Annotated in this window: 9 protein-coding genes; 5 read left to right on the forward strand and 4 right to left on the reverse strand. The window is 58.3% G+C overall.

The window, feature by feature from the left end:
• Positions 1–3: 3 nt before the first annotated feature.
• A complete protein-coding gene (locus NQT62_RS03020) occupies positions 4–1,905 on the forward strand; it encodes an ATP-binding cassette domain-containing protein (protein WP_256763088.1) in 1,902 nt (633 codons plus the stop codon).
• 6 nt (positions 1,906–1,911) lie between these two features.
• Here the strand turns inward: NQT62_RS03020 and NQT62_RS03025 are convergent, their stop codons facing one another.
• Positions 1,912–2,721 (reverse strand): hypothetical protein, encoded by an 810-nt coding sequence (locus NQT62_RS03025; protein ID WP_256763090.1) that lies wholly within the window; start codon positions 2,719–2,721, stop codon positions 1,912–1,914.
• Between the two features lie 56 nt (positions 2,722–2,777).
• Positions 2,778–3,854, reverse strand: a complete 1,077-nt coding sequence (locus NQT62_RS03030) for a phospholipase A (protein ID WP_256763091.1) — start codon at positions 3,852–3,854, stop codon at positions 2,778–2,780.
• A gap of 61 nt (positions 3,855–3,915) precedes the next feature.
• Here NQT62_RS03030 and NQT62_RS03035 point away from each other — a divergent pair, with 61 nt between their 5' ends.
• A complete protein-coding gene (locus tag NQT62_RS03035; protein ID WP_256763533.1) occupies positions 3,916–4,824 on the forward strand; it encodes a MerR family transcriptional regulator in 909 nt (302 codons plus the stop codon).
• A 9-nt stretch (positions 4,825–4,833) separates the two neighbouring features.
• On the opposite strand, the gene NQT62_RS03040 is transcribed toward NQT62_RS03035, so the two are convergent.
• Together NQT62_RS03040 and NQT62_RS03045 are read right to left on the reverse strand one after the other, a co-directional pair.
• Positions 4,834–7,950 (reverse strand): response regulator, encoded by a 3,117-nt coding sequence (locus NQT62_RS03040; RefSeq protein ID WP_256763092.1) that lies wholly within the window; start codon positions 7,948–7,950, stop codon positions 4,834–4,836.
• Complete coding sequence (locus NQT62_RS03045) at positions 7,950–8,288, reverse strand: STAS domain-containing protein (RefSeq protein ID WP_256763093.1); 339 nt, start codon at positions 8,286–8,288, stop codon at positions 7,950–7,952. The genes NQT62_RS03040 and NQT62_RS03045 overlap by 1 nt, the downstream gene beginning before the upstream one ends.
• Positions 8,289–8,531: 243 nt before the next feature.
• On the opposite strand from NQT62_RS03045, the gene bcsB reads away from it, so the two are divergent.
• From bcsB to NQT62_RS03060, 3 genes are read left to right on the forward strand one after another with little or no spacing between them, the layout of a single operon-like run.
• Positions 8,532–10,796, forward strand: a complete 2,265-nt coding sequence (bcsB, locus tag NQT62_RS03050) for a cellulose biosynthesis cyclic di-GMP-binding regulatory protein BcsB (protein ID WP_256763094.1) — start codon at positions 8,532–8,534, stop codon at positions 10,794–10,796.
• A gap of 3 nt (positions 10,797–10,799) precedes the next feature.
• Entirely contained in the window at positions 10,800–11,945 is a 1,146-nt protein-coding gene (gene bcsZ / locus NQT62_RS03055; RefSeq protein ID WP_256763095.1) for a cellulose synthase complex periplasmic endoglucanase BcsZ, read from the forward strand.
• Entirely contained in the window at positions 11,936–14,335 is a 2,400-nt protein-coding gene (locus NQT62_RS03060) for a cellulose synthase subunit BcsC-related outer membrane protein (RefSeq protein ID WP_256763096.1), read from the forward strand. The genes bcsZ and NQT62_RS03060 overlap by 10 nt, the downstream gene beginning before the upstream one ends.
• Positions 14,336–14,342 lie beyond the last annotated feature (7 nt).

A 14,342-nucleotide genomic window follows, 5' to 3' on the forward strand; every position in this document is an offset into this window, starting at 1 on the left:
ACAATGTTGTTGGGAATGAAAGGCGTGTCGCTGCGCATCGGCACCATGGTGCTGCTGGATCAGGTGGAATTTTCACTGGAAGAACGGGAGCGTGTTGCACTGCTCGGTCGCAATGGCACGGGAAAAAGCACGCTGTTCCGGGTGTTGATGGGGCAGGTTCAGCCCGAAGATGGGCAGGTGATTCGCCGGGACGGCCTGCGGGTGAGTTGCCTGGAACAGGCAGTACCCCTGGAGGTGAACGCCACGGTGTTTGATGTGGTGGCACAAGGGCTGGGGCCCATTGGTGAGTGGGTTCATGTGTTGCATGCCAGCCACCTGAACCCCGCATCGGTTGACCAGGCCCGGTTGGAGCACGCCCAACACCTGTTGGCCGAGCACCATGGGTGGCATCTGGAGAGTGAGGTTGAGCAAACCCTGTCACGCTTCCGGCTGGATGGTCAGCAACCATTTGCCAAATTGTCTGGCGGCATGAAACGAAAGGTGATGCTGGCCCGCGCCCTGGTCAGCAACCCAGATGTGTTGATGCTAGACGAGCCCACCAACCACCTGGACATTCCCAGCATTGAACTGTTGGAAGACCAGATTCGACAATTCAAAGGCGCCGTGATTTTTGTCAGTCACGACCGCAGCTTCATGCGCAAGCTGGCCACCCGGGTGTGTGATCTGGACCGTGGCCACCTGAAAAGCTGGTCGGGCGGCTATGAGGGCTACCTCAAAGGCAAGGCTGAATTTCTGGCCGCCGAAGAAAAAGCCGTGGCCCTGTTTGATAAAAAACTGGCTGAAGAAGAAGTGTGGATACGCCGCGGCATTGAAGCCCGCCGCACCCGCAATGAGGGACGAGTGCGTGCCTTGATGGACATGCGTCGCCAGTTTTCGGAGCGGCGCAATGTGCTGGGCACTGCCCGGGTTCAGGTGCAGGAAGCCGACCGAAGCGGCAAAGTGGTGGCGGACATTGATGAACTTGAATTGGCGCTGGATGGATTTCCGATTCTTAAAAACTTCAGCAATGTGATCTTGCGGGGCGAGAAAATTGGTTTTCTGGGTCCCAACGGGGTTGGAAAAACCACAGCATTGAAAGCCCTGTTGGGACAAATCAAGGCGGATGCGGGTACGGTCAAGTTGGGAACGAAACTGGAAATTGCCTATTTCGACCAGTTGCGCAGCCAGTTCAATGAAGCGGACACCGCGGTGGACATCATCGGTGCGGGGAAGGAGTTCATCACGATGGATGGTCAACCCCGGCATGTGATTGGCTATCTGCAGGATTTCCTCTTCACACCCGACCGCGCTCGGCAACCGGTGCGCAGCCTCTCGGGCGGCGAGCGTGCCCGCTTGCTACTTGCGCAGTTGTTTGCCAGCCCATCCAACGTGATGGTGTTGGACGAACCCACCAACGACCTGGACATTGAAACCCTGGAGCTGTTGGAAGACAAGCTGATGGCCTACCAAGGCACGCTGATTTTGGTCAGCCACGACCGTGAATTTCTGGATCAGATTGTGACCCGCTGTTGGGTCTTCGAGGGCGACGGGCAGGTGGGTGACTATGTGGGCGGGTACACCGATTGGTTGCGCCAACGCACGACTGACCCCTGGCAGAGCAAACCGATTGGCAAAGCACCCGCTGGCACAGACAGCTCAATCACTCAGGCTCAACCGGTGAGCCCAAGCGCCAAGGGTAAAAAGCTCAGCTACAAAGAGCAGCGGGAACTGGAAAGCCTGCCGGGTTTGATTGAACGCCTGGAGACCGAACAAGCAGAGCTGGTCAGCACGGTGGGTGACCCGTCGTTCTATCAGCAGCCTGCAGATGCCATGGCCGCAGTGCAACAGCGCCTGCAAATGCTGGAAGCCGAGCTGGCCAGTGCCTATGCGCGTTGGGAAGAACTGGAAAGCAAGATCAACCCGTGAGCGGGGTCAACGAAAGCGCCGAGGACGCCCCGTAGAGTCCAGTGCGATGCCGAGTGACTCCCAAACCCGGTTGGCGTCCTCGTAGGCATTGGCCAATTGCAGGCGCATGCCATAAAACAGCAAGTCTTCTCGGGGTGTGCCGGGCAAATCTGGCACCCGGGCCTCCAGCAATTGACGGGCAGTCCATTCGCTGGCGATTGAAAAGCTACCCTCCAGCACTCGTCCGCCGGTCAGTTTTCGAACCTCCCAGGTGAAGTTTTGCCCCCAACCGAATTCCACTGCGTTGGGGAAATGCACGCGCACATCGTCCAGCTGCTGAACCCAGAAGCGCTTGCCTTGACCATCAAAAATCAACAGCGAGCCTTCGCGGGGCAAATCGCCCTTGAAAACAAATTCAGGAAATCGGTTGAGCAACATGGCCCCTTCTTTGGGGGTCACAATCTCAAGTCCCAAAAAACGGGGCTCGGGCTGATTGCCCCGGCGCGGGTACCGCACCAGCCATTGCTCAGCAAGGTCATGCTCCAGCGGGGTCAAGGCTTGAACCTTGGGTTGTTCACCCTGGCGCACTGAAACGAACTGGTCCTTCAACAACAATCGGGCCGGGCCGCGATACACCCGTCGATTGCCAGTGCTTCGCACCATCAGGGACAATCGCGCGCCTTTGGCCAGCGCAATGCGGTGGCCAGGCACCAGCCTGTGCAGGGGCAACGCGTCATAGGTTTGACGGTTCTCATTGGTGATGGACACCCGACCCGCCACAGCCAGCACCAGGGCAGTTGGCTCTAAAAGAGACAATTCACCCGACGGGCTGGCCATTGCGACCGCCCCATGCAAACAGGCCAGTGTGCACAACAGCACCTGCCAGATTGTTCTCAGTACCATCCCACCAGCGAGAAACCCACGCCCAAGTAATCGGACTTGTAATTGTAGTCAATCAGGCTTTCGCCGTAGCCACTGAAGTACTGGATATGACCACGCAAATTGCTGGTGATGGGAATGCCCCAGTCCAACTGGATGGCACCCCGTGAACGGTCGCCACCACGGAAGGTGTGCCGGGCCAACATCGACAATTCATGCCCATTGATTTTGTGCACGAGCAGAATGTCACCCCGTCCCATGTAGTCGCTGATGTCGGGATTATCATCGGTTTCCTTGGCTTCGGAAATGCGAACCCAGGGGCGAATTTGCAAGAGGGTGTTTTCACGCTCCAGACCCACCATGCCGATGACACGGTTCCATGAACGCGACAGAGGCAACGCACGGCCATTGGACTGATGGTTCAAACTCAAGCCCAGTAGCCGGGGCTTCCAGCCGGTGGCCTCCGCAAATTCAGTCCAGCTGCTGCGCCAGGTGAACATCAGCTCTGGCTCGTAGTTGGTTTCCCGAAACGGTCTGGAGGTGTCGCTGTTGTAGACCTGCCATCGACTAGACTGGGTATAACCAAACCACACATCGCCGTTGTCACCGAAGAGGTTTTCCACCACCTTGGTTTTCAGGCTGAGCTGAAATTTGGTTTCGTTCTGGTCCAGGTTTTCCGGTGAACTCACCGTATTTAACGGGTTGGGGCTGCTCGGCCGCGTGTTGGGTGAACTGTTGTGAATCAGCGGCAACAGGTAGACCGGCTTGTAAGGGCGAACCTGGAAAGTACCGCGCTTGGATTCCGGCGACAATTCCCACCGCTGGTCCAACCAGGACAAAGTGCTGTCGCTGGTGTTTTTATAGAGCAGCAGACCGCCGTCGAGCGGGGCAGCCACCTCAGGGGCCTTGCCACCTTGGGCCACTTGGGCCCGACCTGTCGCATCATCAAAACAACGCAGTCGAAGCTGGTCATCTTCCAGAAACAGACACCGTCGCAATGCCTGCTCATCGAGGGTTTTGTAATGGATGTCGTCGGCATGGGCCAAGGACAGCGCCCCCAGAAGGGCAGTGAACAACAAGGTGCGCTTCATGATTTGGACTGTAAAGGTGATGCGTTGGCGAAAGTCTCTCACATTTGGTTACAATCACCACATGGTTTCTTTCCGGTTCAAGAAAAGTTCATCGAGCAAAGACCCGTCCAACGGCACAGCCGGACGGGAATACACCATTGATGAACTGGCCCGTACGGCCAACACCACCGTGCGCAATGTTCGGGCCTATCAAGACCGTGGCTTGCTGGCCCCACCTGAAAAACGCGGTCGCGTTGGCTTTTACAGTGAAGACCACCTGTCCCGACTGAAGTTGATTGGCCAAATGCTCGGCCGCGGTTACACCCTGGGCAACATTCAGGAAATGCTGGATGCGATCGACAAGGGCTATGACCTTCGGCAGTTGCTCGGTTTAACGCACGCCATCACCAGCCCGTGGACGGACGAAGCGCCCAAGAATTTCAACCCGGTGCATTTGGCCACCATGTTTGGTACCAACCTTAGCCGCGGTGCGTTGGCACGCACCATCGAACTGGGTTTGCTGGAACCGGATGGTTTGAGATACCGGGCCACCAGCCCAAAAATTTTGCATGCTGGTGCTGAAATGGCCGCTGCGGGCATTCCGCTCATCGATCTGCTGGAGTTGATTGCGTCGCTGCGCAGCCACCTGGAAAGTTTTTGTGATCAGGCGGTGTCCTTGTTCGTGAAAGAGCTGGACCAATACGGCGACAACTTGCCGCCCAAAGAAGAACTGCCCCGATTGGCTCAGTTGATCTGGAAAATTCGACCGTTGGCCATGACAGCGATTGAATCGGAAGTGTCGCGGGCGCTGCAAAAATCTGCCAGCAAGTTTGTGGACGAACGCATCATGGGTCTGCTGGACAAAATGGCCGAGGAAGCATTGCCGGGCTTGAACCTGTCTGGCATTAAACCGGATTGGTCCATGCCCGCTGCAAGCCCCGCCACGGATCCGGACGCCGCCAGCAGCGGTGAACCACCTTCCGAGCGCTAATCCGAACGGTCAATTCACAGTGGTCGGCGGTTGTTGCCGGCCGTGTTCGTTCAGCACCAACCACAGGGTGTTGCCTTCCGTGGTGGATTCATAATCAAAACGGGACGACACCAGGTGGATGAACTTCAACCCCATGCCGCCCTCGGGCAAACGGTTCAGCTCGGTTTCTTCATTGATGGTGCAGCGCTGTGCGATTGCATCCAGCACCGCCACGGGGATGGGCTTGCCCTGGTCGTTTAATACAATGCCCAAGGCATGCTCAAAAGCCAGCACCGCAATCACGGCTGGCTTGGGGCGCTCTGCCCGGAAACCATGCACCATCACATTGGTCAGCGCCTCAGACACCGCAAGGTCCGCATTGTAGGCCACTTGGTCGTCATAACCCAGGCGCTCCGAAAACGCCCGCACCGCTTGGCTAACCGCACCAATGCTGGTGGTATCGCACACCAAGCGGTAGGCCATGCTGTCCCGCAATTCACCCAGCGTCAACGGCTCGCAGGTGGCATCCAGTCGATCGCGGGTCTGCAAGGCAAGACCCAGCAGCCGCTGCTTCCAGTAGTCCATTTGGTTGGGCGCAAAGTCCCAGGGCTGGACATCAAATTGCTCGCGCCATTGAATACCGCTGAGCATGAAGTCCTGAAGGTTGTATTCCAACACCGGATTCAAGCTGAGCAACCGGGCAAACTCATCTTCCAACCTGCAATGGCCCTGCCATCGCGCATCGTCAGGCAACAACACCGACTGTGTCCACACGGCAGGATCGGTCAACCCCAACCCTTCGGCACACACGGATGGATAAATGAAAAGTCGGCTGCCAGGCTTGATCAAGTCCTGAAAAATCACCTGCCCCTGCGGTGCATTGACCGCCTGAAACAGGGGAGTCTCGCCGGGCTGTGCAATCAGCACCGACCAATGGCCCAGACCGGCTAGCAGCAGGGAGCCCTGGTCCAGGTTCAACAAACCATACAACAGGTCAAACGGCCTGCGCTTGGCACCCAGCGAGGGGGAAATCTCCATGAGTTCAGCCTGCACCAGCGCTGGCGAGGCCAGGTGACGGCGCAATTTCGAACTGGAGGGGTCCTTGGGAAACAACACCTGGGTGGCCCGGTCCAGCGAGAACCAGCGAGACAGGGCCATGGCCTGCAGGGCCGTGGAGGTGTCATCGCCAGGCATGGAGATCATGAAAAACCCATACTCATTGGGTTGGGTCTCAAGCAAACCCATTTGCTGGCCACACACATAAGCCTGCGGCTGATACAGCATTTGCAGGGCAAACGGCCAAGGCTCGGTTCTGGTTTTGGGCAAGAGGGCCCGCTGGATGCGGGACACCTCGCGCATGTCACGTTGCAAAGCGTCGTACAGCGCGGCCAACTCGGAATGCCTGGCCTCTAGGCTGGTGTGCAGGTCGGCGATGCGCTCAGCGGTTTTCAGGCGAACCTTCAACTCACTGGGGTTGACTGGCTTGGTCAGGAAATCATCAGCGCCCACACGCAAGCTGTTGAGCAAATCATCCCGGGTTGCATACCCCGTGATCATGATGATGTAAATGTAGGAATCCTGGTGCGCACGCACATGCTCGCACAACTCAATCCCGCTCATCCCGGGCATGTCCCAGTCGGTCAATACAAAGTCAGGCTTGACCGAATCAATCAGGGTGACCGCCTCATGCCCGTTCTTGGCGGCATGCACCTCATAACCCCAACTGTTGAGCATGGCCTCGAAAATTCGAAGAAAACTCTTGGAGTCGTCGACAATCACTATGGATTTGGGTGCCAGTTCATGGTGGATGTCCAGCTCATGCGCGGGCAGAATTTCCTGATGGCGAAACACGGTTTCGCCTGAATTTTTGCGGCCGCCCGGGTTGGCATCCACCGAGAGAAAAGGATCGGCTGACAACATGAGGATGGACACATCGTCCTGGAAACCGTGTTGCTGAACCGCCTTACCGCCCCAGTCCAGAATGGTCTCCTCGATCAGGTGTGGCAACCGTCCGGGCAACCCGCCCTGTGCCAGTACCTGGGCCTCAATGCTGCGCAGCAGTCGATCTTCACCAAAGCCTTCGTCCTGAGGCGACATCACTTCGGTCAGACCATCGGAGTACAGCAACAGCACATCTCCCTGCTCCAGGGTGAGGTCAATGTCCTCGAAATCGTCCGTGTCAAACAGGCCCACGGGATAACCCCCGCCACCCAACGTGCGGACTCGGCCATCCGATTTGATCAACAGCGGCGAAGGGTGTCCTGCCTGACACAGGGAAACCTTGCGGGTTCGACTGTCCATCAGGCCATAAATCATGGTGAAGTAGGACAGGTCAGTGTCTGTCTGCTGGAAGAGGCGGTTCAAACGGGCAACCACCCGTGACGGTTGAGCCACGGTGCGGGCAGTGGCGTGTCCGCCACCCTGGTCATAGAGCAAACTGGATGCAGATTGATCCGCAAACATTTGAACCAGTTGCATCGATTTGACCGCAGCTGGCACCCCATGGCCCGACACATCCAGCAGGTAAAAGCCATAAACGTCCGGCTCCAGCTGAAACACATGCAGGTGGTCCCCAGACACATACATGGATGGCGCTGACAGCCATTGATAATGCAGTTGGGGAAACGGCGACACCGCCGGGGGCAGATAACTGCGCTGCAAGACCGAGACTGTTTTGAGGTCGTCGGCAATGGCCTTGTGCGCCTGTGCCAAAGCGTCGGTTTGGTGCTTCAGTTGGGCCTGCAATTCAATGCGGCGAACAGCCGATTGCAAACGGGCTTCCAGCTCATTGCCATCAATCGGCTTGCTGAGAACGTCATCGGCTCCGGCATCCAGCGCTTTGATGAGAAACTCCTCATCCGACTGGGCCGACATCAAAATAACGTAGGTGTATTGTTCCAGCGCCATGTCGCGAAGCTGCTGGCACAGTTCCGTGCCCTGCATGCCCGGCATTTGCCAGTCTGCAAGCACCAGTTGGAATTTGTCGTGTTGAATGCGAGAGAGTGCTTCTTGGCCACTGGAGGCCACTTCAACGCCGTAACCCCATTTGGAGACCATGTGGACAAACAAGCTCCGCTCCACCACGGAGTCGTCCACCACCAGTATTCGGGGAAGTGCCCGGTCAACCATCGGGCTGTTTGCAGACATCAGCTTTTGCGCAGCGCTTCCAGCGCTTTGGGGATGTCATCCACCAACAGGAATTGGCGGTCCATCCGGGAGAGTTCAAACATCATTCGAACCGATTTGTGCATGCCCACCAACGCCAGTTTGCCTTGATGGCTCATGACGTTTTTCAGCAGCGCCACCAATGCACCCAGGCCACCGGAATCCACCAATTTAACTTGGCTGATGTCAACAGCAATTTTATTTTGGACGTCAATCTTGGACACCACGGTGTTGCGAATGATGGTGCCCACCGCGCTGTCCAGCCGGACGGCTTCAACCCGTACCACCAGTGCGCCATCCAGCTCTTCAGTTGAAATCATGATTATTGTTCCTTGATGAAGGCCCGCCCATGTGCGTTGCCAGAATCATCCAAACGCCTGCTTTGTCATGAATAAATGACATTTGAACCTTAGCATACGGCGAATATTAAGATATCGTGTGAAAAGAGGGTTAAATTGCGGTGTAGTTTTCAGAAACATCGACAAAAACAGTGGGTTTCCGGCCTGTGCATGCCTGTCAACCCCACAAAAAAACCCATCCGCTTGACCAACCGATTGAACGCTATGCGCCCATTGCTCCCGATTGCCTTGTTCACAGTAACCGCTTTCGCTGTTTCAGCCCAGGCTCAACCCGTGACCCTGCAACCCGCTGCAACCGCAACAGCGGTCATCAACGCTGCAGCCACATTGCCGCCCACGGCACCAGCGGGTTCTGAGCGTACCTTAACACTGGCCAACATGGGTCAGCCAGGCGGCATCAAGCTCACGGGCGTGAACAAATCGATTGAATTGAATTCAGGTGTTCGACTGGATGAACTGGTCAAACGGGCCAGCCTGAACCTGAAAATGATGTACCCGTCGGGCATGCGGCACGACCAGTCATTCATTCGGGTGTATGTGAACAACCAGTTGGCCGCCATCTCCCCCTTGACCGAGAGCAAGGCTGGCGTTTTGCACGCCACACGCATCGACCTGGACCCCACGCTGTTCACGGATTTCTCAGGCATCCGGATTGAACTGGACGCAACCTACGACACGACTTGCCGCGACCCCAACAACCCCACCTTGCGGGTGGACATTCGCCCCGACAGCACATTGACCCTGGCCACAGACCCGCTGACCCTGGTGGACGACCTGGCAGTGCTGCCGGCGCCTTTCTTTGACCCGCGTGACAACCGGAAACTGAGCTTGCCCCTGGTACTGCCTTCGACCATTGATGCCAACAGCCTGAAAGCTGCTGGCATATTGGCGTCCTGGATGGGGGCACAGGCCTTTTATCGCCAAGCCGAGTTTGAGGTGCTGACTGCACCCGATGACAGCCGCCACAGCGTGATCCTGAATGTGACGGATCGGCTGCCAGAGTCGCTGGGTGGTCAGGCCCTCCAAGGGCCGACCCTGGCCATGGGGTCCACCGCTGAGAAACCCTGGGTCAAACAATTGTATGTGTTGGGTCGCACCGACGATGAGCTGCTGCAGGCGGTGTATGGCTTGGTGGTTGAGGGCCAGGTGCTCAGTGGCAAGGTGGCTGTGGTGAAACAGGTGAACCTGGGTGCGCCGCGCAGGGCTTACGATGCGCCGCGTTATGTGGCGACTGACCGCCCCGTGCGCTTTGCAGAACTCATGGACTACCCCACGCAACTGGAAGCCAGTGTGGAAAATCCAAAAGTTCGGCTGAACCTTCGCCTGCCGCCAGACTTGTTTAGCTGGGCGGGTCGCAACGTGCCCATGGCGTTGAAATATCGCTACACGGCCCCCTCCAAATGGAATGACTCCCTGCTGAATGTGGAAATCAACAACGCGCTGGTGCAGTCATTCAGGCTGGCCCCCCGCTCGGAACAGGGCCAAAACAGGCTGAACATTGACTTGCTGGGCCAGGCGGAACTGGCCAGCGAAACCGCCTTCCAGATTCCTGCATTCCGGGTTGGCGGCAACAATGAATTGTCATTCGGGTTTGGCTTCATGCCGGAGGGCGGAAGCGCCTGTGTGACGCAAAACCAGACGGCTCGCGGTGCCATCGACCCGGAATCCACGGTGGACTTTTCCGAATTGCCGCACTACACCAAAATGCCCAACCTGACCGCATTTGCCAACGGCGGCTACCCCTTTTCCATCTTTGCCGACCTGTCCGACAGCGCCGTGGTGCTGCCCCAGCAGCCCAACAGCGCGGAAATTCGGGCTTATCTCAACCTGATGGGTTTGTTTGGCCAGTGGACTGGTTTGCCGGCCAACCGGGTGGCGGTGATCACCGGCGATCCGAAAGTCTCGGTGGGCACCAAGCACTGGATTGCACTGGGCCGCAGCGACCGCTTGCCGTGGCTGGCGGCTCAGCAGATGAGCCTGCCGATGGTGCTGAGCGACACAGAACGCAGCCTGGGGCTGTCGCCTGTGCTGGGCTGGTTCGACCGGATTTGGTCCAACCGCGAGGACATGCCACCGTCTGAGCAGACTCGCGCGTTGATTCAAAGCGGCGGCAGTCTGGGGGCCATTGTGGGCTTTGAGTCCCCCTGGGGCAGTCAGAAAACTGGCTTGGTGATTACCGGAACGGACGAAACCGGCTTTGAGCGGGCTGTGTCGGCGTTTGGAAACTACACCGACATTGCCAAGGTGCGGGGCAGCGTCACCCTGGTGCGGGGAGAGGAGCTGCAGGCTTATCACATCGGAAAAACCTTTGTGAGTGGCAACCTGCCCTGGTGGCTGCGGATTCGCATCGCCTTCTCGGAGCACCCGGTGCTCATTGCCCTGGGCGGCGCACTGGCTGGCATGGCCTTGGCTCTGATTGCTTACGGCTGGCTGTCTCGAAGGGCGTCGCGTCGCATCAAAGGCGGTTAAGGCATGGGCATTCGGCGCTTTCTGGGCTTGGTGTGCGGATTGACCACGGTTTGTGCACTGACCACGGCCTGTCAGGCGGCCAACCGCTGGCCAGCCTGGGAGGGCTACCAGGCGGCATTCATCAGCGACGATGGGCGTGTCATCGACCGCAGCCAGGAGGACCTCCGCACGGTGTCTGAAGGGCAGGCCTATGCTATGTTCTTTGCACTGGTGGCTGGCGACCAAACGCGATTCAACCAGTTGCTGAAATGGACAGAGGACAACCTGGCCAAAGGAGATATCCGCCGCAACCTGCCAGCCTGGATTTGGGGACGGCAGGCCGAACAGTGGGGGGTGTTGGATGCCAACAGTGCCTCGGATGCTGATTTGTGGATTACTTACGTGCTCTGGGAAGCAGGCCGGCTGTGGTGCAACCCGGGTTATCAAGCCAAAGCGCAGGCTTTGGGCCAGCGCATTCTCCAACAAGAAACCTTGACCGTGGAAGGCCTGGGTTTGAGTGTTTTGCCGGGTCCCCAGGGCTTTGTGGCTGACAATGGCACCGTTCGACTCAACCCCAGCTATGTGCCTCCTTTCCTGATGATGCGTCTGGCACAAGTCTGGCCCGATGATGCACGCTGGGCGCAACTCTACCTGGGCAGCCAGCAACTGCTGCTGGCGTCGGTTCGACAAGGGGCTTTCCCAGACTGGGCCGAGGTTCGACAGGGGCAAGTGGTGTGGGCAGGCGATGATCTGCGAGGGGATTACGATGCCATTCGAACCTACCTGTGGATCGGCTTGACCCCAGCCACGGACCCCATACAAGGCACGCTGAAACAGCAAACTCGACCAGTCCTGAACCTGGTCAAGGCACGTGGCAATATGCCGGAGTGGTTTACCGGGACTGACACGGTGTTGCCAGCCGATCATCCCGGCCCAGCCGGATTTCAAGTGGCCACAGCCCCGTTTGCAGCCAGCCAGGGAGAACCTGCATTGGCCCAGGCCCTGTTGAAACAGGGGCTGCAACAAGCGCCCCGTGAACAATGGGTGGCTTACGGTTATTACAATGCATCATTGACCCTGTTTGGGGAAGCCGCCATGAACAAGCGCTTCAATATTGGACCGCAAGGCGAATTGTTGCCCGCCTGGAAGGGGAACCAGTCATGCAGCTGACACCGACACGGAAAAAGCCAGTCCTGATCGCCGTGCATTGCCTGCTGACGGCCATGGCCTGGTCGCCCAGTGCTCAGGCTGCACCGGCCACCGCCGCTGTTGAGCCCAGCAATTTGCAGGTGCTGGAAGACAAAGGCCAGTACTGGTTGGCCCGCAACCGTTACGACCTGGCCAGCCAGATGTTCAACAAAATGTTGCTGGTGGACCCCGACAATGCGGCTGCCCTGCGGTGGCAAGGGTTGGTGGAACTGCGAAAAGGGGAAGTCCAAGCCGCTGGCATCTGGGCCAAACGGCTTCAGGGCCTGGTGGGTGCCAACCACCCCCTGGCACTGGAGTTAAACCAGGCCATTGAACTGGCTGGCAACAAGCGACAGGCCTTCGCCGAACTGAAATATTTGGCCAATAGCGAACGGGTGCCAGCCGACCTGCCCACCCGACTTCAAGGCCTGTTGGACAAACCACCCGTGGGGGAAGCTGCGCTGCAGATTTATGGTCAGATGGCCAGAACGCCCGAAGGTCGGGCCTTGGCCCGCCAGCGCCTGAACAGCCTGAGTCTTCAGTTTCCGAACGACCAGCGTTACCGCGCCGCATTGGCCGAGTTGGGGGGTGGTGGAGCAGCCGTGGCTGCAAACCCGGCCGCAACACCATCCAGCCGCGCCACGGCCAAACCTGGGGCATTGCCCGTCAACAAGGCCAACGGTGGTGATGCCCCGGGTGAGCTTGCCGCTGGCAACACGGTGGTGGCCCCCGTCAACACCCTCGGTAATTTTGAGCAAGGCCAACAACTCAGCGACCAGGCTCAGCAGGCCAGGCAGCAGGGTGATTTGGCCAGCGCCATGGCCCTGCTGAAAAAAGCGATTTCGCTGAACCCAGACTACGCCTGGTTCCGGTTTGAGCTGGCTGGCCTGCAAAATGATTTGGAGACCCGGGAAGGACGGATCGCTGCACAGCAGACGATGCAGGACGGCTTGGCAATTAAAGCGGACCCCGACATGCGCTTTGCGTCAGCACTCATTGCAGCCCGCCAAAACCGAAACACCGACGCGCTGACCTTGCTGGAGCCCATCGCCCCAGCCGATCGAACCGACGGCATGAACGCCTTGGTTCAGCGCATTCAGCTGGGCGAGTTCCGGGCTCAAATGGCGAGCCTGGAAGACGCCGGGCGGTACAACGACCTCGCCACCCTGCTGAGCCAACCCAACCCCTGGCGTGCCGAACCCACGGTATTTGCCAAACAGGAAGAACTCCAGGAGCGGCTTCGCCCGCGTGTGCGCATGGGCTATGAAGACAGCGCCATTGACGGCAGCCCGGGGGTGTCGGGCATTCGAAGCACCGAAGTGCCCATCCAGGTGGACCTGCCACTGGATTTTGAAAAACGGCTGTTTGTCCGCTTGGACCAATTGCAGGCCAAGGCCGGGCAAGTGGATGTGCCCAATGCCACCAATTTCGCCCAATTGGGCACCACGGTGGCCAACGACCCGGCGATCCAGTCACGTTTTCTGACTCAAAACTACCGCGGACAAGTGCTGGGCGTGGGTCTGCAGACAGACACCTGGCGAGTCGACCTGGGCAGCACGGCGGGTGATCTGCCCGTGAACAGTTGGGTGGGTGGCCTGCAATGGAAAACCCCCGTGGGGGACAATGGATCACTGCGCCTGGATATTGCCCGCCGCATGGTCGGCGGCAGCGTACTGTCCTCCACAGGTGCCATCGACCCGCTCACCGGCCAACGGTGGGGTGCTGCACGTCGCAATGGGGTTTCAGCGGTGTATTACACGCCGCTGTCACCCACGGTTGATTTTGTCGGCATCGGCAAGGCCAATCTGATCACCGGTGAGCACATGCCCGACAACACGGAACTCAATCTGCAAGGCATTCTGAGCAAAGCGGTGTACCAAAACCAGGGCCAGAAAGTTGAAGTGGGCGCCTCCTTGTACCTGTGGTCTTTCCAGAAAAATCTGCGCTTCTATACCTACGGGCAGGGCGGCTACTACAGCCCACAAGCCTTTGGCTCATTCACCATTCCGGTGACCTGGACGGGTCGACGCAACCACTGGTCATGGCGCTTACAAGCCAGCATTGGTGCCAGCGAATCGAAAGAAGATGCCACCGATCTTTATCCATTGGACCCCCAATTGGCCGCAGCCGCCGCAGCGCGCGGCAACGCCACACGGGACGCCGGCGGGCCTGGTGGTGGCACCAGCACAGGGCTGCGAGCCCAAATCGAGCATCGGTTGATGCGCAACCTGGTGGTTGGTGCCTTGCTGGAAATTGACCGCTCTGAAGGCTACAACCCAGACCGGGCACAGGTTTACCTCAAGTACTCGTTCGGTGGTCTGTTTGATCTGAGTGTGCCACCCGAGGGCATCACGCCCTACTCGAGATTCTGAGCGGGGC

Origin of the sequence: Limnobacter humi, from assembly GCF_024518835.1 — a bacterium.
In the GTDB taxonomy this organism is placed as follows: Bacteria; Pseudomonadota; Gammaproteobacteria; order Burkholderiales; family Burkholderiaceae_B; genus Limnobacter; species Limnobacter humi.